Origin of the sequence: Enterobacter cloacae complex sp. SHL020, assembly GCF_049236945.1 — a bacterium.
In the GTDB taxonomy this organism is placed as follows: domain Bacteria; phylum Pseudomonadota; class Gammaproteobacteria; order Enterobacterales; family Enterobacteriaceae; genus Enterobacter; species Enterobacter dykesii.
This window is the reverse complement of record NZ_JBMKJF010000002.1, coordinates 344,652-365,724: the sequence shown is the minus strand read 5'-3', so window position 1 is coordinate 365,724 and position 21,073 is coordinate 344,652. Positions and strand designations below refer to the sequence as shown.

Annotated in this window: 22 protein-coding genes; 11 read left to right on the top strand and 11 right to left on the bottom strand. The window is 56.6% G+C overall.

What is annotated here, in order from left to right; genetic code table 11:
• The first annotated feature begins 104 nt into the window (after window positions 1-104).
• Entirely contained in the window at window positions 105-878 is a 774-nt protein-coding gene (gene rna, locus ACOTZB_RS06815; RefSeq protein WP_374693099.1) for a ribonuclease I, read from the top strand.
• Here the strand turns inward: rna and ACOTZB_RS06810 are convergent.
• Window positions 872-1,489 (bottom strand): flavin reductase family protein, encoded by a 618-nt coding sequence (locus ACOTZB_RS06810; protein ID WP_193804843.1) that lies wholly within the window; start codon window positions 1,487-1,489, stop codon window positions 872-874. The genes rna and ACOTZB_RS06810 overlap by 7 nt on opposite strands.
• A 245-nt stretch (window positions 1,490-1,734) precedes the next feature.
• Between ACOTZB_RS06810 and rnk the strand changes: the two genes are divergently transcribed.
• Both rnk and yldA read left to right on the top strand, forming a co-directional pair.
• Window positions 1,735-2,145 (top strand): nucleoside diphosphate kinase regulator, encoded by a 411-nt coding sequence (rnk, locus tag ACOTZB_RS06805; protein ID WP_023310734.1) that lies wholly within the window; start codon window positions 1,735-1,737, stop codon window positions 2,143-2,145.
• A 139-nt stretch (window positions 2,146-2,284) separates the two neighbouring features.
• Window positions 2,285-2,374, top strand: a complete 90-nt coding sequence (gene yldA, locus ACOTZB_RS06800) for a small membrane protein YldA (RefSeq protein WP_274518173.1) — start codon at window positions 2,285-2,287, stop codon at window positions 2,372-2,374.
• An 8-nt stretch (window positions 2,375-2,382) separates the two neighbouring features.
• On the opposite strand, the gene ACOTZB_RS06795 is transcribed toward yldA, so the two are convergent.
• Window positions 2,383-3,621 carry a zinc-dependent alcohol dehydrogenase gene (locus ACOTZB_RS06795; RefSeq protein ID WP_421626770.1) on the bottom strand — a complete coding sequence of 413 codons (1,239 nt, stop codon included), beginning with the start codon at window positions 3,619-3,621 and terminating at the stop codon, window positions 2,383-2,385.
• 180 nt (window positions 3,622-3,801) lie between these two features.
• Here ACOTZB_RS06795 and uspG point away from each other — a divergent pair, with 180 nt between their 5' ends.
• Window positions 3,802-4,230 carry a universal stress protein UspG gene (gene uspG, locus ACOTZB_RS06790; protein WP_023310731.1) on the top strand — a complete coding sequence of 143 codons (429 nt, stop codon included), beginning with the start codon at window positions 3,802-3,804 and terminating at the stop codon, window positions 4,228-4,230.
• A gap of 60 nt (window positions 4,231-4,290) precedes the next feature.
• On the opposite strand, the gene ahpF is transcribed toward uspG, so the two are convergent.
• Window positions 4,291-5,856, bottom strand: a complete 1,566-nt coding sequence (gene ahpF / locus ACOTZB_RS06785) for an alkyl hydroperoxide reductase subunit F (RefSeq protein ID WP_193804845.1) — start codon at window positions 5,854-5,856, stop codon at window positions 4,291-4,293.
• A 127-nt stretch (window positions 5,857-5,983) separates the two neighbouring features.
• Window positions 5,984-6,547, bottom strand: coding sequence for an alkyl hydroperoxide reductase subunit C (gene ahpC / locus ACOTZB_RS06780; RefSeq protein WP_008501015.1), 564 nt, complete (start codon window positions 6,545-6,547; stop codon window positions 5,984-5,986).
• A 624-nt stretch (window positions 6,548-7,171) separates the two neighbouring features.
• On the opposite strand from ahpC, the gene citR reads away from it, so the two are divergent.
• The 3 genes from citR to ACOTZB_RS06765 all read left to right on the top strand — a co-directional run bounded on the left by citR (window position 7,172) and on the right by ACOTZB_RS06765 (window position 10,078).
• Window positions 7,172-8,071: a DNA-binding transcriptional repressor CitR gene (gene citR / locus ACOTZB_RS06775; protein WP_149323810.1), complete on the top strand. Its 900-nt coding sequence runs from the start codon at window positions 7,172-7,174 to the stop codon at window positions 8,069-8,071.
• A 172-nt stretch (window positions 8,072-8,243) separates the two neighbouring features.
• A complete protein-coding gene (locus ACOTZB_RS06770; RefSeq protein WP_421626769.1) occupies window positions 8,244-9,467 on the top strand; it encodes a phosphoadenosine phosphosulfate reductase in 1,224 nt (407 codons plus the stop codon).
• On the top strand, window positions 9,452-10,078 hold the full coding sequence (locus ACOTZB_RS06765) for a ParB/RepB/Spo0J family partition protein (protein ID WP_337281448.1): 627 nt from the start codon (window positions 9,452-9,454) through the stop codon (window positions 10,076-10,078). The genes ACOTZB_RS06770 and ACOTZB_RS06765 overlap by 16 nt, the downstream gene beginning before the upstream one ends.
• Here the strand turns inward: ACOTZB_RS06765 and ACOTZB_RS06760 are convergent, their stop codons facing one another.
• Window positions 10,079-11,239 (bottom strand): pyridoxal phosphate-dependent aminotransferase, encoded by a 1,161-nt coding sequence (locus ACOTZB_RS06760; RefSeq protein ID WP_126329016.1) that lies wholly within the window; start codon window positions 11,237-11,239, stop codon window positions 10,079-10,081.
• A gap of 122 nt (window positions 11,240-11,361) precedes the next feature.
• Between ACOTZB_RS06760 and ACOTZB_RS06755 the strand changes: the two genes are divergently transcribed.
• From ACOTZB_RS06755 to ACOTZB_RS06745, 3 genes are read left to right on the top strand one after another with little or no spacing between them, the layout of a single operon-like run.
• Window positions 11,362-11,976 (top strand): methylthioribulose 1-phosphate dehydratase, encoded by a 615-nt coding sequence (locus tag ACOTZB_RS06755; RefSeq protein WP_033144913.1) that lies wholly within the window; start codon window positions 11,362-11,364, stop codon window positions 11,974-11,976.
• Window positions 11,973-12,662: an acireductone synthase gene (mtnC, locus tag ACOTZB_RS06750; protein WP_421626768.1), complete on the top strand. Its 690-nt coding sequence runs from the start codon at window positions 11,973-11,975 to the stop codon at window positions 12,660-12,662. The genes ACOTZB_RS06755 and mtnC overlap by 4 nt, the downstream gene beginning before the upstream one ends.
• Window positions 12,659-13,201: a 1,2-dihydroxy-3-keto-5-methylthiopentene dioxygenase gene (locus ACOTZB_RS06745; RefSeq protein WP_193804848.1), complete on the top strand. Its 543-nt coding sequence runs from the start codon at window positions 12,659-12,661 to the stop codon at window positions 13,199-13,201. The genes mtnC and ACOTZB_RS06745 overlap by 4 nt, the downstream gene beginning before the upstream one ends.
• Before the next feature lie 53 nt (window positions 13,202-13,254).
• Here the strand turns inward: ACOTZB_RS06745 and ACOTZB_RS06740 are convergent, their stop codons facing one another.
• Together ACOTZB_RS06740 and mtnA are read right to left on the bottom strand one after the other, a co-directional pair.
• Entirely contained in the window at window positions 13,255-13,725 is a 471-nt protein-coding gene (locus tag ACOTZB_RS06740; protein ID WP_421626767.1) for an SRPBCC family protein, read from the bottom strand.
• Between the two features lie 42 nt (window positions 13,726-13,767).
• Window positions 13,768-14,784, bottom strand: a complete 1,017-nt coding sequence (gene mtnA / locus ACOTZB_RS06735; RefSeq protein WP_421626766.1) for an S-methyl-5-thioribose-1-phosphate isomerase — start codon at window positions 14,782-14,784, stop codon at window positions 13,768-13,770.
• 104 nt (window positions 14,785-14,888) lie between these two features.
• On the opposite strand from mtnA, the gene mtnK reads away from it, so the two are divergent.
• Window positions 14,889-16,088 (top strand): S-methyl-5-thioribose kinase, encoded by a 1,200-nt coding sequence (gene mtnK, locus ACOTZB_RS06730; protein WP_421626765.1) that lies wholly within the window; start codon window positions 14,889-14,891, stop codon window positions 16,086-16,088.
• 52 nt (window positions 16,089-16,140) lie between these two features.
• Here the strand turns inward: mtnK and ACOTZB_RS06725 are convergent, their stop codons facing one another.
• Genes ACOTZB_RS06725 through ACOTZB_RS06710 form a run of 4 tightly spaced genes read right to left on the bottom strand, consistent with a single transcriptional unit; the run spans window position 16,141 to window position 20,957 of the window.
• Window positions 16,141-17,382 (bottom strand): LVIVD repeat-containing protein, encoded by a 1,242-nt coding sequence (locus tag ACOTZB_RS06725; protein ID WP_421626764.1) that lies wholly within the window; start codon window positions 17,380-17,382, stop codon window positions 16,141-16,143.
• Complete coding sequence (locus ACOTZB_RS06720) at window positions 17,379-18,443, bottom strand: sugar ABC transporter substrate-binding protein (RefSeq protein WP_421626763.1); 1,065 nt, start codon at window positions 18,441-18,443, stop codon at window positions 17,379-17,381. The genes ACOTZB_RS06725 and ACOTZB_RS06720 overlap by 4 nt, the downstream gene beginning before the upstream one ends.
• 19 nt (window positions 18,444-18,462) lie before the next feature.
• Entirely contained in the window at window positions 18,463-19,458 is a 996-nt protein-coding gene (locus ACOTZB_RS06715; RefSeq protein WP_421626762.1) for an ABC transporter permease, read from the bottom strand.
• Window positions 19,455-20,957 carry a sugar ABC transporter ATP-binding protein gene (locus ACOTZB_RS06710; RefSeq protein ID WP_421626761.1) on the bottom strand — a complete coding sequence of 501 codons (1,503 nt, stop codon included), beginning with the start codon at window positions 20,955-20,957 and terminating at the stop codon, window positions 19,455-19,457. The genes ACOTZB_RS06715 and ACOTZB_RS06710 overlap by 4 nt, the downstream gene beginning before the upstream one ends.
• Window positions 20,958-21,073 lie beyond the last annotated feature (116 nt).

The window sequence follows — 21,073 nt, the reverse complement described above, 5'->3', positions numbered from 1 at the left end:
CCTGCGGGCGCTTTTTGTGCTTTAATAACCTCCAGAAATAAATCGTGCTCATTCGATCAGGAAATCATATGTTCAGGAAGGATATCGTCATCCCGTCTGGCGCAATGGCGCTTGCTCTCTGTATCTTCTCCGCTCAGGCGGAACCGCTGAAGGCAACACAGTATGGCGATTTCGATCGCTATGTGCTGGCGCTGTCCTGGCAAACCGGGTTTTGCCAGAGCATGGTCGAGCGCAACCGCAATGAACCTGACGAATGTCGCCTGCAAAAAGAGCGAGATAATAAAGCCGATTTTCTGACCGTTCACGGTCTATGGCCTGGCCTGCCGAAATCTATTGCCGCACGCGGCGTTGATGAGCGTCGATGGATGCGTTTTGGCTGCGCCACGCGCCCTATCCCGAACATGCCGGAAGTGAAGGCCAGCCGCAAATGCAATGCAGCCGAAACCGGACTGTCGCTTTCCGCGGCCGCAAAGCTCAACGACGTGATGCCGGGCGCGGGCGGTAATTCCTGCCTGGAACGTTATGAATATGCCAAACATGGCGTCTGCTTTGGTTTCGATCCGGATGCCTATTTCGGCACGATGGTGCGGATGAATCAGGAAGTTAAAAACAGCGCGGTTGGTAAATTCCTCGCCGATAATTACGGGAAAACCGTCAATCGCAGCGACTTTGACATTGCCGTTGCCAAAAGCTGGGGCAAAGAAAACATCAAAGCGATCAAGCTGACCTGCAACGGCAATCCGGCGTATCTGACCGAGATGCAGGTTTCGCTTAAGGCGGACACCATTAACAACCCGCTTTCTGCGGCGTCATTTGCACCGCAGCCACATCCGGGTAACTGCGGAAAACAGTTCGTGATTGATAAAGCCGGTTACTGATCCGCGCCCGGGCGCACCATATCAAACCGGTTTTCGTCACTGATACCATAATACGCCGTCGGCCCACCCGCACGCAGGATGGGCTGCGCCTTAGCCGTCTGGTAAATCCCCTCTTCCAGCAGCGTTTCGGCGATATGGATACCGACAACCTCCCCCAGCACCAGCCAGGTATCGACCGGTGTGCCGTCGGCACCGGTAAGCTGAATGCACTGCGACAGGCGGCACTCAAAGTTCACCGGGCTTTCGGCGACGCGGGGCGCGCTAACCAGCTGGCTCGCCGCCGGCGTGAGTCCGGCAAAGCTAAATTCATCCCGATCGTGAGGAAGCATGGCAGAGGTTTGGTTCATGGCTTCGGCAAGATCGCGGGTTGCGAGGTTCCAGACAAACTCTTTTGTTTCGTTAATATTACGCACGCTGTCCTTCCAGCCGTTGCTGGAAAAACCGATGATCGGCGGGCGATAGTTAAAGCAGTTAAAGAAGCTGTACGGTGCGAGATTCAGCTGACCGGCCTTATCGCATGACGAGATCCAGCCGATCGGACGTGGACCAATAATGGCGTTCAGCGGATCGTGCGGCAGGCCGTGACCCTGAGACGGTTGGTAGAAGTACATAATTCTCTCTCGTTGATGGGCAACGCCCGGGTTCAGGACACTCAGCGTAACGTATTCCGCCCGGAATGAAGACTGAATAAATTTCAGCGAAAATTCATATGGACCATGAATGTGACCTTCATCACTTCAAACTTGCGCGCTCAGCCAGTATCATCGGGAGAGTTAAACCCTCGCTGCCAGACGGCGAGGGTTTTCTTTTGGATTGGTTTCTGCGTTACACGCAGCATTAACGACATGGAGTAAAAATGTCCAGACCTACAATTATCATCAATGAGCTCGACGCAGAACGTATCGACAGGCTGCTGGAAAAAGCAGAGTTTGCCTCACTTCCCGTGGCCGACGCCCTGAATGAGGAGCTCGACCGGGCACAGATGTGCACGCCTGAGACGATGCCGCATGACGTGGTCACCATGAACAGCCAGGTAAAATTCCGCAACCTTACCACCGGTGAAGAGCTGACCCGCACGCTGGTTTACCCGGCTCAGATGACCGACAGCAGCGCACAGCTTTCTGTTCTGGCCCCTGTGGGTGCCGCACTGCTGGGCCTGCGCACGGGAGATACCATCCACTGGGAATTGCCGGGCGGCGCCTCTGCCCATCTGGAAGTACTGGCGTTGCTCTACCAGCCAGAAGCCGCGGGCGATTACCTGCGTTAACCTCTTCTGACCAAGCGCCCACCCGCTTTGCACAGAGGATGCAGCCGCATCCTCTTTCCGTAAATTCACCCCATTTTCTTATATCGCGCAAAAAGCCCTTAACCCACGCTTAATCTGTTTTGGTGCCGTGGGGACGGTCATGAGTGAGATACTGGCTATCACACTTATTTTTCTGATTATTGCGGCGATTATCGTCATGGCCGTGCTTTATCTTGAACGCCACAGCTAGGCGAGTATTCATGCAACCCCACCGGGGAAAGCATTCACCAGGCCCTTAACTTTCTGCTCTGCGGCCTCGGGTGTTTCTGCACCAGGGACCAGAATCACCTTCCGGCACTCCTCCTCCCGTTTTTCGAATACCTTATAGGCGCGTTCCGCATCCGCAAGGGGAAGATAATGGGTCACGATCTCTTCCGGGGTAAGCAGCCCTTTTTCGATTAGCGGCAGCAGTTCACCCAGCCAGGCATGGACGTGCGTCTGGCCCATCTTAAACGTCAGCCCCTTATCGAAGGCATCGCCAAACAGGAAGCCATGAATAAACCCGGCGTACACGCCGGGTACGCTGACCACCCCACCGCGTCGAACGGCGGCAATGCACTGACGCAACGCTTTGCCGCTGCTGCCTTCAATTTTAAGATTGCTGAGGATCGTTTCCGTGGTGCTACCTTTCGCTTCAAACCCTACCGCATCAATCACGGCGTCAACGCCGCGCTTTCCCGCGGTTTGTTCGATGATTTTTTCCGCCGCGTCGTTATCATCATCAAAGTTGATGGGAATTGCGCCGTAACGCGCCTCGGCAAATCGCAAACGGTACGGGTGGTGATCGATAACAAAGATCTGCTCAGCCCCTAACAGCCGCGCGCAGGCAATGGTCAGTAGCCCCACCGGCCCGGCGCCGAAAACCGCAACGCTTGAGCCTTTTTCAATCTGTGCATTTTTTGCCGCCTGCCAGGCCGTGGGCAAAATATCGGACAGGAACAGCGCCTTATCATCGGAAAGAAGTTGCGGGACCTTAAACGGCCCGACGTTGCCTTTTGGCACGCGGACATATTCCGCCTGTCCCCCCGGCACGCCGCCGTAGAGATGGCTGTAGCCAAACAGCGCGGCCGGCGCGGGAATTTGCTTTTTGTTAAGCGCGGCGCCCTGCCCGGCATTGGTATTCTCACAGGCTGCGAATTGCTGCAGACGACAGAAGAAACAGTCTCCGCAAGCGATGACAAAGGGGATCACCACACGATCGCCTTTTTGCAAATTCTTCACCTCTGCGCCGCACTCGACGATTTCCCCCATAAACTCATGGCCAAAAATGTCGCCGTGCTGCACCTTCGGGATCTTTCCGCGATAGAGATGCAAATCGGAGCCGCAGATAGCCGTGGCCGTGACGCGCAGAATGATATCGTCGGGCTGTTCGATAATGGGATCGGGTACATTCTCGACGCGAACATGGTGCGGACCGTGATACGTAAGTGCTTTCATGCGACCTCCGAAAGGTTCCAGGTAAGTTTATAAGGGTAGCTATCCCTGAAGGTCTGCCCCGGAATACGGGGCTTTTGAGATTTATCCTGGTGTGATAAGAAAACTGACGGAGCGCTTACAGAAACCATTTATTTTTTATGGTTGAATGAGTACAGCGTTTATAAACAAGGAGAAACGGGTATGTATCAGAGAATCATTATGCCGGTTGATGTTTTTGAGATGGAGCTGAGCGACAAGGCCGTTCGCCATGCGGAGTTCCTGGCGCAGCAGGACGGTGTTATCCATCTTTTGCACGTACTGCCGGGCTCCGCGAGCCTGAGCCTGCACCGCTTTGCCGCCGATGTACGCCGCTTCGAGGAGCATTTGCAGCATGAAGCGGAAACGCGCCTGCAAACCATGGTCAGCCACTTCAGCATCGACCCTTCTCGCATCAAAACGCACGTCAGATTCGGCAGCGTACGCGATGCGGTAAACGAACTGGCGAACGAACTGAAAGCAGACGTGGTGGTCATCGGTTCGCGCAACCCTTCCATTACCACGCATCTGCTGGGCTCTAACGCCTCCAGCGTGATCCGCCACACTCACATACCGGTGATGGTCGTAAGATAAAAAAAGAGGCCACCTTTCGGTGGCCTCTCGCTATTGCAGGTGTAGCCTTACTTTCTTCTGTTATGCGGTTTTGGTGCGAATCAGATAGTCAAAGGAACTCAGAGACGCCTTCGCCCCTTCGCCCGTGGCGATAATGATCTGTTTGTACGGCACGGTGGTGCAGTCGCCCGCCGCAAACACGCCTTTCACGCTGGTTTCACACTTCGCATCGATGATGATTTCGCCCATGCGGTTGCGCTCAATCGCCCCTTCCAGCCAGGTGGTATTTGGCAGCAGACCAATCTGCACGAAGATCCCTGACAGCTGAACGCTGTGCACGTCGCCGCTCACGCGGTCGCGGTATTCCAGGCCCGTCACTTTGCTGCCGTCGCCCTTCACTTCCGTGGTCTGCGCGTTCAGTACGATATCGACGTTTTTCAGGCTGCGAACTTTATCCTGCAGTACCTGGTCGGCCTTCATCTCTGGAGCGAACTCCAGAAGGGTAACGTGCTCAACAATCCCCGCCAGGTCGATAGCCGCTTCCACGCCGGAGTTACCGCCGCCGATCACCGCCACGCGTTTACCTTTAAACAGCGGGCCGTCGCAGTGCGGACAGTAGGTCACGCCTTTGGTGCGGTACTGATCTTCGCCCGGGACGTTCATGTTGCGCCATTTCGCACCGGTGGCAATGATAATGCTGCGCGCTTTCAGCACCGCGCCGGACGCGGTTTCAATCTGGTGTAAACCACCCTCTACTGCGGCCGGAACCAGCTTGCTGGCGCTCTGGCTGTCGATCACGTCTACGTCATAGTCGCTGACGTGCGCCTTCAGCGCCCCCGCCAGCTTCTGGCCTTCGGTCTTCGGTACGGAGATGTAGTTTTCGATGTCCACGGTATCGAGCACCTGGCCACCAAAGCGTTCGCCCATCAGGCCGGTACGAATACCTTTACGCGCGGAGTACACCGCTGCCGCCGCACCCGCAGGGCCGGAACCGACGATCAGCACGTCGTAGGCATCGCGTTTGTTCAGCGCTTCCGCCGCACGTTTTTCAGCACCGGTATCCACTTTGGCAACGATTTCGGTCAGCGTCATACGCCCCTGGCCGAACTCTTTGCCGTTCATGTAGACCGCCGGAACGCCCATCACGTTGCGATCGGTGATTTCATTCTGGAAGGTACCGCCGTCAATTGCCGTGTGCTTGATGCGCGGGTTCAGGACCGACATCAGGTTCAGCGCCTGCACCACGTCCGGGCAGTTGTGGCAGGAGAGCGAGTAATAGGTTTCAAACTCAAAATCGCCGTCGATATCGCGGATCTGCTCCAGCAGCGCCTGCGCTTCTTTTGACGGATGACCACCGGTCCACAGCAGCGCCAGCACCAGTGAAGTAAATTCGTGGCCCAGCGGCGAGCCTGCAAATCGCGGTCCCTGATCGGAGCCTGGATTGGTAATCAGGAAAGAGGGCTTACGGACCGGCAGCGCGTTGTCTTCTTTGAAGGTCACTTTCGGCGACAGCTCGGCGATCTCCGCCAGCAGTTCCTTGATCTCTGCCGATTTTGCGCTGTCGTCCAGCGTGGCAATCAGCTCAACGGGTTTGGTCAGTTTCTCAAGGTAGGCCTTGAGCTGGATTTTCATGTTAGTGTCGAGCATTGTTCTTCCCTCTCTTAAGACGTCATCATGCAAGCTGCCTTATACGGGCGGCCTGAATGCAACTTGCATCATGGTGCTGGAATGAAATGGGCGCGGGTGCGCCCATTGATTGCCGGATGGGCAAAACTTAGATTTTACCAACCAGATCTAAGGATGGAGCCAGCGTTGCTTCGCCTTCTTTCCATTTCGCCGGGCACACTTCGCCTGGGTGAGAAGCCACGTACTGAGCGGCTTTCACTTTACGCAGCAGGTCAGAAGCATCACGGCCGATACCTTCAGCGGTAACTTCGATAGCCTGGATAATGCCCTGCGGGTCAACAACGAAGGTGGCGCGGTCAGCCAGGCCTTCATCTTCACGCATGTTGTCGAAGTTACGGGTCAGGGCGCCAGTCGGGTCGCCGATCATCGCGTATTTGATTTTCGCGATGGTTTCAGAGCTACTGTGCCATGCTTTGTGGGTGAAGTGGGTATCGGTAGAGACAGAGTAAACGTCTACGCCCAGCTTCTGCAGTTCGTCGTAATGGTCTGCAACGTCACCCAGTTCAGTCGGGCAAACGAAGGTAAAGTCAGCCGGATAGAAGAAGAAGACGCTCCAGCGGCCTTCGGTATCTTTCTCGGTGACTTCGATGAACTCACCGTTTTTGAACGCCTGGTTTTTGAAAGGTTTAATTTTGGTATTAATCAAAGACATCTGTACTTCCTCCGTGTTTTCGTTGAGATGTAAGGTAACCAACTTTATTCATCGGGGCTAATGCGTATGCTTTATCAAATCAATCAGCCAAACCTTACAACGTCGACAAGACAACAAGGTGAACCTTTTACAGGAAAGCCTGAAAGTAAAAAGGCCGCCTCAACGGGCGGCCCTGATACCTGAATTCCCCGCAGGTACATTCAGTGCCAGCCGAAACTGGCGTTGCGTTGCGCTCTACAACCCTTTATATCAAGGCGGTAACAGCCGTTTGATTACACCACCCGCGCAGGGATTGAGCAATCCATAAGAGAGGCATTCCTGCCTATGGCTGTGATAGGTTGTGTCGAACATCATCCCGGAGCGTTATCAATTAATTTTCATTATAAAACTATCGCAATATATAAATGACAATTGTCATTTAAAATGATCGCGCCATTTTTCTAAGATAAAATTATCTCAATCGCTTTTGACGCGCCATTTCAATAATGTGCCACCGTGATATATTAAGATGATTTTAATTTAAAACTAAGAGAGCTAACCAAAAGAGTTATAAATGGTTAGCCTCAAACTATTGTTATCAGTTATATGATAACCACAGCAAACGCAGTACCCTCAGGACGAAACATGGCAAACCTCTATGACCTTAAAAAATTCGATCTTAATCTGTTAGTCATTTTCGAGTGCATTTACCAACACCTTAGTATCAGTAAAGCCGCCGAGACGCTGTATATCACCCCCTCTGCCGTAAGCCAGTCACTGCAACGTCTGAGAGGACAACTCAACGATCCTCTGTTTATTCGTTCCGGTAAAGGGATCACGCCCACGACCGTCGGCGTCAATTTGCATCATCATCTGGAACAAAACCTGAACCAGCTGGAGCAGACTATCAATATCATGCACAGCAGCGGGTTGAAGAAGAACTTTGTCATTTATTGCCCGCATTTTATGAGTACGAAAGCAACGCTTGACCCTATAAAACTGCTCATGGACAACCATAACTATTCAATTGAATTGCATGATGTTTTTCTTTCTCCTGATTCTGCGGAAGATCTCTTAGCCTACCGAAGAGCCGACCTGATATTTTCGTTTTCTTCTTCGAACAGTCACTCTATCGCCTGTAGCCTCTACCATAAGCTTCCTTTCGTTCTCGTTTGTCGGGAGGGTCATCCCCGTCTCAGCGAAAATCCTACGCGTGAAGAGATTCTGAATGAAAACTTCACCGCCTGGCTGAACGATGAGAACAGCTTCAAAGGCTATCAGGAAAAGGCCGATAACCTGTTATTCGAAAGAAATATCGTCTATCGTAGCGACTCTTTTATATCCCTTCTGTCGGCGATCGGTTCGTCCGACCTCATAGGATTAGTGCCCGCACCGGCCTTCGAACAATATGGGCCAGCCCTCAACCTGCGCAAAGTGGAAACAGATACTCAATTACCCAGTATTGATATTTACATGATGTACAATCGTTCCGCACTCAATAGCTCGGCATTCGCGAGTTTTATTGAAGAAATATCCTTACCGTGAGATATTTCTGTGGTTCTCGCAAAAAATGGGAACGACACCGTTAAAACATTCACCACCGTTATAAAATTACGCGACATATCCGTTACATATCCAATTAATGATTGACTGTTATAATCCGCTCTCTAGTATTGACGCTACAGTCAGGTATTTATCCCTCAGGATGAGAATAAGCATGTCACTTTATAAATACCCTATAAATCAGGATGTACTTACTGCTGCCCGGGAGCGAATAAAATGGACTCTCGAAAATTTACCCAGAACCTGTGTCTCTTTTTCAGGAGGTAAAGACTCCACCGTCATGCTGCATCTGGTTGCCCGACAGGCGCGACTGATGAACATTAAAATAGATGTGCTCTTTATCGACTGGGAAGCGCAGTTTTCCCATACCATTACCCATGTGGAACATATGCGCGAGCTGTACAGCGATGTCATCGACCATTTCTGGTGGATCGCGCTTCCCCTGACAACGCAAAATTCACTGTCGCAATTCCAGCCGGAATGGCAATGCTGGGAACCCGGCACCCGATGGGTCCGCCAGCCACCTGACGATGCGATAACCGATCCCGCTTTTTTTCCCTTCTACCAGCCAGGCATGACGTTTGAAACCTTTGTCCGCAGTTTCTCCGACTGGTTCTCCTGCAATCGCCCGGCGGCGATACTGATTGGCATCCGCGCAGATGAGTCTTACAACCGTTTTCTGGCTATCGCGTCGGCGCGCAAGCAGCGGTTTGCCGACGATAAGCCCTGGACCACCGTCGCACCGGGAGGACATGCCTGGTATATCTACCCTCTCTACGACTGGAAAACCGCCGATATATGGACCTGGTTCGCCAAATCAGGGTGTTGCTATAACCCGCTCTATGACCTGATGTTTCAGGCTGGCGTGCCGCTACGCTACATGCGTATTTGTGAACCTTTTGGCCCGGAGCAGCGCCAGGGATTATGGCTCTACCACGTTGTTGAACCCGATCGCTGGGCGGCCATGTGTGAGCGCGTGAGCGGTGCGCGCAGCGGGGGGATGTACGCCGGACACGATAACCATTTTTATGGTCATCGAAAAATTCTGAAACCCGAACATCTGTGCTGGCGGGAATATGCCATGCTGCTCCTCGACAGCATGCCGCAACATACGGCTGAGCATTACCGCAATAAAATCGCCATTTATCTGCACTGGTATCAGAAGAGAGGCCTGGAGGATATTCCCGATACGCAGGACGGTGATATCGGTGCCAAAGATATTCCCTCATGGCGCCGTATTTGTAAGGTTCTCCTTAATAACGACTACTGGTGCAGGGCGCTATCGTTCAGCCCAAACAAACCCAAACATTATCAGCGCTACAGCGACAGAGTGAAGGCGAAACGCAAGGAGTGGGGCATATTATGCGACAAAGACTAATCAACGAGATAGAAACGTACCTTCAGTCACTTCCCGAAGAGGAACGCATTAACGCCATAAATGCTTTTCGTGAAGCAATCCATAAACACAGTCCATTTCGTGCGCAACCGATAGACTGCGTCCTCTGGATCAGGCAGGACGCTATTACCGCTAACGATTACAACCCCAATAATGTTGCCCCGCCAGAAAAACGGCTGCTCAGTAAGTCGCTGGAGCTCGATGGATTCACCCAACCTATCGTTGTGACAGAAAGTGAACCGCAACACTACGAAATTGTGGATGGTTTTCATCGCCATGAAATCGGTACAAATCGGGCGGCACTGAAGCACCAGCTCAAGGGTTATCTCCCTGTGACCTTCCTGCGCCAGGACCGACAGGATAAACATGACCGTATGGCTGCCACTATTCGTCACAACCGGGCGCGGGGTCGACACCAGATTAACGCCATGTCGGAGATCGTTCGCGAGCTGGTGCAGCTTGGCTGGAATGACGAGAGAATAAGCAAGGAGCTGGGAATGGACGGCGATGAAGTTTTGCGCCTCAAGCAAATCAACGGTCTGCTGGAGCTGTTTGCAGACCGTCGTTACTCAGAAGCCTGGACGGTGAAATAATCAGAGCGTGTTAAGACGCTCTGCCGCCGCCAGCAGCGTCGATTCCTGCTTCGCGAAGCAAAGACGAATCAGCTTATGCGGGAAAGGATCGGCGCAGAATACCGACAGTGGAATGGCGGCCACGCCCACCTCTTTCGTCAGCCACTGGCAGAAACTTACGTCGTCCAGATCCGATACCGCGCTGTAGTCGGCGAGCAGGAAATAGGTCCCTTCTGAGGGCAAAATTTCCAGACGGCTTTTGCTTAGCGCCGTCACAAACAGATCCCGACGTTCACGATAGAAGTGCGGCAGCTCGCGATAGTGCTCCGGCTCGGCGCGCAGCATATCCGCCAGCGCCAGCTGAGCCGGCGTGTTCACAGCAAAGGTCAGGTACTGGTGCACCTTGCGCAGCTCGGCGCTGATAGCCGCCGGTGCGACGCAGTAGCCCACTTTCCAGCCGGTCATATGGTAGGTCTTACCGAATGACGAGACGGCGACGGCGCGCTCGCGAAGCTGCGGGTGGGCCAGCACGCTGGCGTGTCCCTCTTCAGCAAAGCAGATGTGCTCGTAGACTTCATCGCTTAACACGTATATTTCACGTTCCGCAATCGCCTGCCACAGCGCGGCGAAATCGGCCTTTTGCCACACCGTCGCCGACGGGTTGTGCGGAGTATTCAGGATCACCAGGCGGGTTTTATCGCTCAGCAGCGCAGCAAACGCCTGCCAGTCGGGGCGAAAATGCGGCGGCTGAAGCGCCACGCGCTTCACCACGCCGCCGGAGAGTTCAACCGCAGGCGCATAGCTGTCGTAGCTCGGATCAAAGCAGATGACTTCATCGCCCGTACGCACCAGCGCGGTGATGGCCGCATACAGCGCTTCGGTCGCCCCTGCCGTCACCGTAATATCGCTGTTCGCATCGGGCTTATGGCCGTACAGCTCCGCCGTTTTATCCGCAATGGCTTCCCGCAGCGCCTGCACGCCCGTCATCGGCGCATACTGATTCGCCCCCTGCGCCACGTGGTACGCCAGGCGCTCCTGCAGATAGGTCGGGCCGTCGAAATCCGGAAAGCCCTGAGAAAGGTTAATGGCGTTGTGCTGCTGCGCCAGAGCGCTCATCTGCGTAAAGATGGTAGTACCAAGATTGGGAAGTTTACTCTTCGGAATCAATGCGTTATTGCTCATTGTGTTGTGCCTGCTTGTAATACTTATGTTGCTGCCACTATAACACGATGTTAGTCTTTGGCAATCAAGACACTTAGACGTCTAAACCATATGAATATTCCTGGCCGCGAGGGTAAAAGGAAATGACAGACAACCTGCAACTCACACATCTGGTCGACGCCTGCCGCTGGATTGGCGCCAAAGGCTGGGCGCCCGCCACCGGCGGCAATATGTCGGTGCGTCAGGACGAACGCCTCTGCTGGCTCAGCGAATCCGGCAAAGATAAAGGCAGCCTGACAACGGCGGACTTTCTGCAGGTTGAAATTGCCACCAACCGCGCGCCGTCTGGCCGCAGGCCGTCGGCGGAAACCGGTCTTCACACGCTGATTTATCGCCTGTTCCCGGAAGCCAACGCCGTCCTGCACGTTCATACCGTCAACGCCACGGTGCTGTCGCGTCTGGTCAAAGAAGCCGAGCTCAACATCAGCGGTTTTGAGATGCAAAAATCCCTTACCGGGCAGACCACGCATCTGGATACGGTGGCTATCCCGGTCTTTGATAACGACCAGGATATTGACGCCCTCGCCTCCCGAATCGCCCATTACGCACAGGAACGCCCGCTTAATTATGGTTTTCTTCTGCGCGGTCATGGCTTAACCTGCTGGGGACGCGATGTGGCCGAGGCCCGCCGTCATCTGGAAGGATTAGAATTCTTATTTGAATGCGAAATGCGTTTACGACAACTGGAGAGAGTATGATTCGCGCGATTGTGACGGATATTGAAGGGACCACCAGCGATATCCGTTTTGTCCATGACGTTTTGTTCCCCTACGCGCGTGAGCGGCTGGCGGCCTTCGTGACCGCGCAGCAGTACGCCGAGCCGGTCAAATCCATTCTGGACAACCTGCGTGATGAAATCGCTAACCCGCACGCCAGCGTCAGCGAGCTTATCGAGGCCCTGTTTGCTTTTATGGATGAGGACCGCAAATCCACGGCGCTTAAAGCCCTTCAGGGAATTATCTGGCATGACGGCTACGTGAACGGCGACTTTACCGGCCACCTCTACCCGGACGTACTGCCTGCGCTGGAAAAATGGAAAGCGCAAGGGATTGATCTCTATGTTTATTCCTCTGGCTCCGTCGCCGCGCAGAAACTGTTATTTGGCTACAGCGACGAAGGTGATATTACTCATCTGTTCAGCGGCTATTTTGATACCCACATCGGCGCCAAGCGCGAGGTGCAGTCTTATCAGAACATTGCGGCGCAAACGGGCATCGCCCCGTCGCAGATCCTGTTCCTGTCCGATATTCATCAGGAGCTGGACGCGGCTGAACAGGCAGGTTTTCGCACCCTGCAGCTGATTCGCGGTGATGATGACGGCGCAAGCCATCACCATCAGGTCCACCAGTTTGACGAGATTAATCCGGAGCAGATCCCTTCATGAGCGCATTGACCATTTATTCCGATAAAGACGCCAGTCAACACCAGTGGCACAGCACCGATGCCGCCGAGATCGCCCAGCAGCTCAACGCTAAAGGCGTGCGGTTTGAACGCTGGGCTGCGGATCGCGATTTAGGACACGATCCCGCACCTGAAGCCGTGATCGAGGCATATCAGCATGCGATCGACAAGCTGGTGGCAGAGAAAGGCTATCAGAGCTGGGACGTGATCAGCCTGCGCGCCGACAACCCGCAGAAAGAGGCGCTGCGCGCGAAGTTCCTGAACGAACACACCCACGGCGAAGACGAAGTGCGCTTCTTCGTGGAAGGCGCGGGGCTGTTCTGCCTGCACATTGGCGATGAGGTGTTTCAGGTACTGTGCGAGAAAAACGACCTGATTTCCGTTCCCGCGGGCACGCCGCACTGGTTTGATATGGGCTCAGAGCCGAACTTTACGGCGATTCGTATTTTCGATAACCCGGAAGGCTGGGTGGCGCAGTTTACGGGCGATGCCATCGCGGATGCGTATCCACGGTTAGCATAATCTTGTCTCCCTCTCCCTGTGGGAGAGGGTCGGGGTGAGGGCATCAGCGCGCGCTACGCGTTAAGCCCTTTTGCGTACCCCACCAGTTGATCCAGCACAATCCCCCACCCTTCGTGGAAGCCCATCTGCTCATGCTGCTCGCGGATTTCCTTCGTCGGATGACGCGCAATCGCCGTGTAGCGGGTCTTGCCCTCACCCACATCTTCCAGCAGCAGGATCGCCGTCATAAACGGCTTCTCGGACGGTTTCCAGCCTTCGGTATAGCCGTCGGTAAAGACCAGCTTTTTACCGGGATCGATTTCAAGAAATACGCCCCGGTTATCCATCCGCTGACCGTCCACATCAAACACGGTGTTGAACCGCCCGCCCACGCGGAGATCGAGATCGCATTCGGTCACCTTATGGGGAGCAGGAATGAAGAAGTTTTTGATGTGTTCCGGCGTGGTCCAGCAGAGCCACAGCAGGTCGCGCGGTGCATCCACCACGCGCTCCAGTTTTAAGTCAGTTTCAGGATCGAGCGTCACGATATTGTCCTCTTAAGGGAACCCCTTAAAGGATAGCCGGGCTCAGGCGAATTTCCCGTTTGCCACCGCTTCCGGCGTAACCACGTCCGTATCCAGCACCCAGCCGCTAATCAGCGAGGCAGGCGTAACGTCAAACGCCGGGTTATAGACCTGCGCGTTTTCCGGCGCCCACTGCACCGCGCCAAAGCTTCCGGCCACGCCCGTCACCTCGCTGGCGGCGCGCTGCTCAATAGGGATCGCGTCCCCGTTCGGGCAGTCCGGATCGAGGGTCGTTTGCGGCGCGGCCACGTAAAACGGAATGCCGTGGAATTTCGCCAGCACCGCCAGGGAATAGGTGCCGATCTTGTTCGCCACGTCGCCGTTGGCGGCAATACGGTCTGCACCCACCCACACGGCGTCTACCAGCCCTTTCGCCATCAGGCTGGCGGCCATGGAATCGGTAATCAGCTGATACGGCACACCCAGCTCGCCAAGCTCCCACGCGGTCAATCTACCGCCCTGCAGCAGCGGACGGGTTTCATCCACCCAGACGTTGCTGACGTTACCCTCCTGATGCGCGCGGGCAATCACGCCCAATGCGGTGCCGACGCCCGCCGTTGCCAGCCCGCCGGTATTGCAGTGGGTCAGCAGACGGCTGCCGGGCTTCACCAGCGCGCTGCCGGCTTTGGCAATCGCGTCGCAAAGCCGTTTGTCTTCGTCAATCAGGCGCAGCGCTTCGGCCACCAGCGCCGGAACATACTCTTCCTGCCACAGCGCAATCTTCATGCGGTCGAGATTGTTCATCAGGTTCACCGCCGTCGGGCGGGAGGCGCGCAGGGTTTCCAGCGCCGCCGCCAGCTCGTCGCGGCTTTTGCCGTTTTCCGCCAGCAGCGCCAGCAGCAGGCTTGCAGAGAGACCAATCAGCGGCGCGCCGCGCACGCGCAGGGCATGGATATGCCCGACCAGCGCCTCTACCGTCGAGGCATTCAGCCAGCGTTTCTCCTGCGGAAGCGCCTGCTGATCGAGAATAAAGAGCTGATTATCCGCCACCCGCAGGCTGGTCGTCTGTAATGTCTGCATGTCGTTAATTCCCTGTTGCGTTGTTGTAGCACATTGTGTCAGGATGAAATCCAGATGTATAGACGTCTACATGTCTTAATTTGAAAACTCGTGAGGAGCAGGCCATGTCGCAATACCGTACCTTTACCGCTCAGGACGCCGTGGAGTATGCCAGGCAGTTTGGCGGACTTGACGATCCTTCATCGCTGGTAGAGGCGCAGGAAGTGGGCGACGGCAACCTCAATCTGGTATTTAAAATTTTCGACGGCGCGGGCGTAAGCCGCATCGTCGTTAAGCAGGCGCTACCCTACGTGCGCTGCGTCGGCGAATCCTGGCCGCTGACGCTGGACCGCGCCCGTCTTGAAGCGCAAACCCTGGTCGAGCACTACCAGCACAGCCCGCAGCACACCGTGAAAATCCACCACTTTGACCCGGACCTGGCGGTGATGGTGATGGAAGATCTCTCCAGCCATCGCATCTGGCGCGGCGAGCTGATCAACAACATCTACTACCCGCAGGCGGCGCAGCAGCTGGGCGAATACCTCGCGCACGCGCTGTTCCACACCAGCGATTTCTTCCTGCATCCGCACGCGAAAAAAGCGCAGGTGGCGAAATTCATCAACCCGGAGATGTGCGAGATCACCGAAGATCTGTTCTTCAACGATCCGTACCAGATCCACGAGCGCAACAGCTACCCGGCCGAGCTGGAAAATGACGTCGCGGCCCTGCGCGACGACGCTCAGCTTAAAATTGCCGTGGCCTCCCTGAAGCACCGCTTCTTCTCGCACGCCGAAGCGCTCCTGCACGGCGATATTCACAGCGGCTCGATTTTTGTGGCCGACGGCAGCCTGAAGGCCATCGACGCCGAGTTCGGCTACTTTGGCCCGATTGGCTTTGACGTCGGCACCGCCATCGGCAACCTGCTGCTGAACTTCTGCGGCCTGCCGGGGCACCTGGGCATTCGCGATGCCGCCGCCGCGCGCGAGCAGCGCCTGACCGATATTCAGGAGCTATGGAACACCTTCGCGGAACGCTTCCAGGCGCTGGCAAACGAGAAAGCGCGCGACGCCGCGCTCGGCGCGCCGGGCTATGCCTCCGCGTTCCTGAAAAAGGTCTGGCATGACGCCATCGGCTTCTGCGGCACCGAACTCATTCGCCGCAGCGTCGGGCTTTCCCACGTCGCGGATATCGACACCATCCAGGACGAGGCGATGCGCCACGAGTGCCTGCGCCACGCGATAACGCTCGGTAAAGCGCTGATTGTCATTGCCGACCGCATCGACAGCGCCGAAGATCTGGTGGCACGAGTGCGGCAGTATAGTTGATTTTCTCCCTCTCCCTGTGGGAGAGGGCCGGGGTGAGGGCATCAAACCGCGCTTACCCCAAATACTCAATCACCGACAGCCCGCCGTTATAATCCGTGCTGTAGATAATTCCCTGCGCATCCACAAACACGTCACACGACTGGATCACCTGCGGGCGATTCGGACGGGTATCCATCATTTTCTCCGGTGCTGCAGGCACCAGCGCCCCGGTTTCCACCGGTCGATACGGATTGGAAATGTCATACGCGCGCACGCCCGCGTTCTGATACGTCGCAAAAATCAGCGTCGAGCTGACAAAGCTCCCCGGCCGGTTCTCGTGCAGGTTATGCGGGCCAAAATGCGCCCCTTTCGCCACGTAGTCGGTTTCATCCGGCTGCGGGAAGGTCGAGATGCTGACCGGGTTCGACGGCTCGCGGATATCAAACAGCCAGATCAGCTTTTCGCCGTCCTCCTGGTTATCCAGCACCGCTTCGTCCAGCACCACCAGCAGATCGCGGTCCGGCAGCGGCAGCGCGGTGTGCGTCCCGCCGCCAAACGGCGGGCTCCAGTTGCGGTGGCTAATCAGCTTCGGCCGGGTGCGGTCCTTCACGTCCAGCAGCGTCAGGCCGCCGTCGCGCCAGCTGCCGTAGGCGGTATCGCCCGCGATAATCGCGTGGTGCAGCGCGTAGCGTTTCCCTTCCGGCCAGTTCGGCTTCTCCCCTTCGGCCTGGTTCATCCCCGGCAGCCACCAGCGCCCCGCCACTTCGGGCTTACGCGGATCGGCCAGATCGATGGTCAGGAAGATGTAGTCGGTAAAGCCGTCAATCAGCGCTGAAACGTAGGCCCAGCGTCCGCCGACGTACCAGATGCGGTGAATGCCGATGCCGCTCAGCGACAGAAAGCCGATTTCGCGCGGCCTGTCGGGCGTGGAAATATCAAACACGCGAAGTCCGGCGCTCCAGCCTTTGTCCTGCACGTCGCTGACGGTCTCCCCCACCTGGCGGGTGTAATAGACCTTCTCGTCGGCAAAGCGGGCATCGGCAAACAGATCCCGGGCGTTAATTACCAGCAGCAGGTCGTCATGCGCCTGCAGGTGCACGTTCCAGGTGCCGGGCGGCGCGGGCACGTAGCCCGCCGCTTTCGGGTTTTTCGGGTCGCGCACGTCCACAATCGAAAAGCCCTGCGACACCATATGGCCGATCCAGGCGAAACCGCGGTGCACCATCAGCTGCACGCCATCCGGGCGACCGCCCTGATCGCTATGGCCAATCAGCCGCATGTTGCGGCTGTATTCAGGCGTAGGGAGCACGCTCATTTATTTTTCGCTTCCAGCGTCGCAAACCACGGCGCGATAAAATCTTCCGTCTGGCCCCAGCCCGTAATGATTTTCCCCAGCGACGCCACGTTCACCGGGCCCGGCTGGGCGGTCAGCAGCGCCTGCGGAATGGCGGCCGCCTTAAAATCGTAGGTCGCAGGCGTCGCTTCCCCGGCAATCTTGTTCGCTACCAGGCGCACGTTCGTCGCGCCAATCAGCTTCGGATCCACCGCCACGCTCACCTTCCACGCGCTGCCCGGCTCGCGCATCAGCTGCAGATCCTGGTTGGAGATGTCGATGCTGTAGAGCTTAATTTCGGTGCGACCGTTCTCTTTCAGCGCCTTATACGCGCCCTGGCTGAAGGCGTCCCAGGTTCCCCAGATGGCGTCGATTTTGCCTTTCGGGTATTTCGCCAGGATCGCGCCCACCTTGTTGGCGGTATCGCCCTGCACGTCAGAGGAGACCGCGCCAATAGACTCCAGCTCTTTGATGTCCGGATACTGTTTTTGCAGCTCTTTATAGGCCGCCTGACGACGCTCCATCGGCGGGAAGCCCGCCACCCAAAGCTTGACGATATTGGCCTTGCCGTTGAAATCTTTCGCCAGTTGGCCGAAGGAGAGGTTCGTCAGGGAGGCATCGTCCTGCTGGGTCACGGTCACGCCCGGGATCTCACCGTTAACGGCGGTATCAAATACCGAGACTTTGATCCCGGCATCCACCGCCTTCTTCACCAGCGCGGTGGAGTACGGATCGCGCCCCTGGGACAGGATAATCCCGTCATACTTCTGGCTGATCGCCTGGTTCACAAAGTCCTGGAATTTGGCGTCGTCCCCGTTGCTTAAAAAGGTGCTGACCTTAAAGCCGAGCTTCTTCCCTTCCTGAATTGCCCCGGCAATAAACTGCGTGGTGTTGTCGTCTGAGCCGAGGTTACGGATCACCGCGATGCGGATGGGACCGTCATGGTTCGCAATGGCTGCCGGAAGCGGCGCAGGCGTAGCCGCGAAGCCAGGCAGAGCAGTGAATAACCCTAATGCCACCAAAGAGAGTGCAATCTTTTTCATTTTTTATCCCGTTGTGTTGTCAGCGTTTTTTTATGTAGGTAATCGCCAGCGCCATCGCGAGCACCAGCCCTTTTATAATGTCCATGGCGTAATACGGCACGGAGAGCATCACCAGCCCGTTCGACAGCACGCCGAGAATGACCGCCCCGACCAGGGTGCCCAGCGCGTTCGGCTTGCCGGATCCGGCCAGCGAGAAGCCAATCCACGCCGCCGCCACCGCATCCATCAGGTAGCCGCCGCCCGCATTCACCTGCGACGAACCGATGCGCGAAGCCAGCAAAATCCCGCCCAGCCCCGCCAGCAGAGAGGCAATCACGTAGGCCGCCACCTTGTAGCGCGTGGTGCGAATGCCGGAGAGACGCGCGGCTTCGGGGTTGCCGCCAATGGCGTACATCCGGCGTCCGTGCGTGGTCAGCGACAGCCCCAACTGCGCCAGCACGGTCACCACCAGCATGACGATCACGATGGTCGGCACCTGCCCCAGCAGGCTGAACGCCGCCGGAATAGTGCCTTCCGCCATGTCGCCGCTCGGCAGCACCATGTTCTCGGTAATCGACCCGCCGTAGCTGTAGGTCATCGCCACGCCCTGGATCACAAACAGGCTGGCAAGCGTCGCGAGCATGTCCGGAATACGCAGGATGACGATCAGAAAAGCATTAAACAGCCCCACCAGCGTACAGAGCGCGAGGGTGATCAGAATCGACTCGGTGGTGCCGAATCCGTGCCAGACGAAAAGCGAAATCACCAGCGCGTTCGCCAGCGAGGCGGTGGATCCAACGGAGAGATCGAACCCGCCGATGGTCAATGAAATCGACACGCCAATGGCAATCACCGTCACGATGGCAATCGAGCGCAGAATATTGATGATATTGTTCGGATCGAGGAAGCTGTCCGACGCCAGGCCAAAGACGGCCACCAGCGCGACGACGGTTAACAGCATGCCCCACTTGTAGAGAAAATCGAAAATCTGCTGGCGGCCAGACGCCGCCGCGTTCACTGAAAGGGCCTTGCTCACGACGCCGTTCCTCCGGTTGAATAATAAAGTAGTGTCTCTTCGCGGGCCTCGGCCCCGGCGATTTCCGCCACGATGCGCCCGTCCCACAGCACGCAGATGCGGTCGCATAGCCCGACCAGCTCGGCAAACTCGCCCGAGGCGTAAATCACCCCTTTGCCCTCGCGCGCCAGGCCGTCAATCAGCTGGAACAGATCGGTTTTGGCCTTCACGTCCACGCCTTTGGTCGGCTCGTCGAATATCAGCACGCTGGCGTCATTGCGCAGCCATTTGCCGATGGCGACCTTCTGCTGGTTGCCGCCGGAAAGACGGCGCAGCACCTGCCCTGGCCCGCGCGTACGCACGCCGACGCGGGCAATCACCTCTTCCGCCCAGCGCCACGCCTGACGATGGCCGAACAGGCTCCAGCGCGAAAAGCTGTTATCTGCCGTGACCGCCAGGTTCATGCTCACCGGCTCGTCGATAAAAATGCCCTCTTTGCGCCGTTCCTCCGGCACCAGCGCCAGACCGCGCAGCACGGAATCCACCGGATCGCGCGGCTGCCAGGATTGAAGATTCAGCTCACCGCGCGCCACGCGGCTTTTTGTGGCGCCAAAAAGCGCCTTGCAGAGTTCGGTTTTTCCCGCCCCCGCCAGCCCGGCAATCCCGAGGATTTCGCCTTTGCGCAGGTGCAGGGAAATATCTTTCAGCAGCGCGTCGTCGTGCAGACCTTCCACCCGCAGCAGCGTCTCGTCGCCGTGCGGCGGACGCGCGGGCGGATAGATATCGCTCAGCACGTGTCCGAGCATCTTCTCGACGATCGCTTCGCCGCTGAGATCGGCCATCGGGCCGGACTCGATCAGCTTGCCGTCGCGCAGCACCGTCAGGGTGTCGCAGATGGCCTTCAGCTCGTGAATGCGATGGGAGATAAACACCACGCCGATGCCCTGCTGCTTTAAACGTCTCACTACCGCAAACAGGCGCTCGCTCTCATGCGCGTCCAGCGGCGCGGTGGGCTCATCAAGAATCAAAAAACGGCAGTGGTGGGACAGCGCCCGCGCCAGCAAAATCTGCTGCTTTTCGGCCAGCGAACAACTGTCGATGGAACGGCGTACGTCCAGAGAGACATCCAGCTGCGCCAGCGCCTGTCTCGCCTGCTGGCGGGTCGCGCGCCAGCTGAAGCGATGACCCGGCTGCGCCAACTGGTCGAGCATGATGTTCTCGGCGATGCTCAACCCCGGGATCAGCGCCACGTCCACCTCCTGCTGCACGAGGTGGATCCCCAGCCGTTTGGCATCGAGCGGTTCACGGATGCTCACCGGCTGGTTGTTAATGCTGATCTCGCCCTCATAGTGGTCGTGCGTGCCGCACAGCACCGCCATGAGGGTCGATTTCCCCGCGCCGTTGGCGCCGGTCAGCGCGTGTACGGACCCGCCGGTTAAGGTGAAATTCACGCGCGACAGCGCCTGAAAGCCGGAAAAGGCCAGGCTGATACCGCGCATCTCAAGGCGACTGGAAACCATCCGCGTAAATCCTTCATTACTCTTCTGATTTATCGAATTTTTCACAGCTCCGGTTGACTGACAACGACGGAAAAGGCATAAGTTAAAGCGAAATATTATTAGCCATCCGGATGTCC

Excerpts from the sequence above, each read along its gene's own strand:
- mtnK (WP_421626765.1), top strand. The coding sequence starts at position 14,889 with ATGTCGCAATACCGTACCTTTACCGCTCAGGACGCCGTGGAGTATGCC.
- ACOTZB_RS06765 (WP_337281448.1), top strand. The coding sequence starts at position 9,452 with ATGCGACAAAGACTAATCAACGAGATAGAAACGTACCTTCAGTCACTT.
- citR (WP_149323810.1), top strand. The coding sequence starts at position 7,172 with ATGGCAAACCTCTATGACCTTAAAAAATTCGATCTTAATCTGTTAGTC.
- mtnC (WP_421626768.1), top strand. The coding sequence starts at position 11,973 with ATGATTCGCGCGATTGTGACGGATATTGAAGGGACCACCAGCGATATC.
- uspG (WP_023310731.1), top strand. The coding sequence starts at position 3,802 with ATGTATCAGAGAATCATTATGCCGGTTGATGTTTTTGAGATGGAGCTG.
- ACOTZB_RS06710 (WP_421626761.1), bottom strand. The coding sequence starts at position 20,957 with ATGGTTTCCAGTCGCCTTGAGATGCGCGGTATCAGCCTGGCCTTTTCC.
- ACOTZB_RS06755 (WP_033144913.1), top strand. The coding sequence starts at position 11,362 with ATGACAGACAACCTGCAACTCACACATCTGGTCGACGCCTGCCGCTGG.
- ACOTZB_RS06760 (WP_126329016.1), bottom strand. The coding sequence starts at position 11,239 with ATGAGCAATAACGCATTGATTCCGAAGAGTAAACTTCCCAATCTTGGT.
- ACOTZB_RS06795 (WP_421626770.1), bottom strand. The coding sequence starts at position 3,621 with ATGAAAGCACTTACGTATCACGGTCCGCACCATGTTCGCGTCGAGAAT.
- mtnA (WP_421626766.1), bottom strand. The coding sequence starts at position 14,784 with ATGCAGACATTACAGACGACCAGCCTGCGGGTGGCGGATAATCAGCTC.
- rnk (WP_023310734.1), top strand. The coding sequence starts at position 1,735 with ATGTCCAGACCTACAATTATCATCAATGAGCTCGACGCAGAACGTATC.
- ACOTZB_RS06725 (WP_421626764.1), bottom strand. The coding sequence starts at position 17,382 with ATGAGCGTGCTCCCTACGCCTGAATACAGCCGCAACATGCGGCTGATT.
- ahpF (WP_193804845.1), bottom strand. The coding sequence starts at position 5,856 with ATGCTCGACACTAACATGAAAATCCAGCTCAAGGCCTACCTTGAGAAA.
- rna (WP_374693099.1), top strand. The coding sequence starts at position 105 with ATGGCGCTTGCTCTCTGTATCTTCTCCGCTCAGGCGGAACCGCTGAAG.
- yldA (WP_274518173.1), top strand. The coding sequence starts at position 2,285 with ATGAGTGAGATACTGGCTATCACACTTATTTTTCTGATTATTGCGGCG.
- ahpC (WP_008501015.1), bottom strand. The coding sequence starts at position 6,547 with ATGTCTTTGATTAATACCAAAATTAAACCTTTCAAAAACCAGGCGTTC.
- ACOTZB_RS06770 (WP_421626769.1), top strand. The coding sequence starts at position 8,244 with ATGTCACTTTATAAATACCCTATAAATCAGGATGTACTTACTGCTGCC.
- ACOTZB_RS06810 (WP_193804843.1), bottom strand. The coding sequence starts at position 1,489 with ATGTACTTCTACCAACCGTCTCAGGGTCACGGCCTGCCGCACGATCCG.
- ACOTZB_RS06745 (WP_193804848.1), top strand. The coding sequence starts at position 12,659 with ATGAGCGCATTGACCATTTATTCCGATAAAGACGCCAGTCAACACCAG.
- ACOTZB_RS06720 (WP_421626763.1), bottom strand. The coding sequence starts at position 18,443 with ATGAAAAAGATTGCACTCTCTTTGGTGGCATTAGGGTTATTCACTGCT.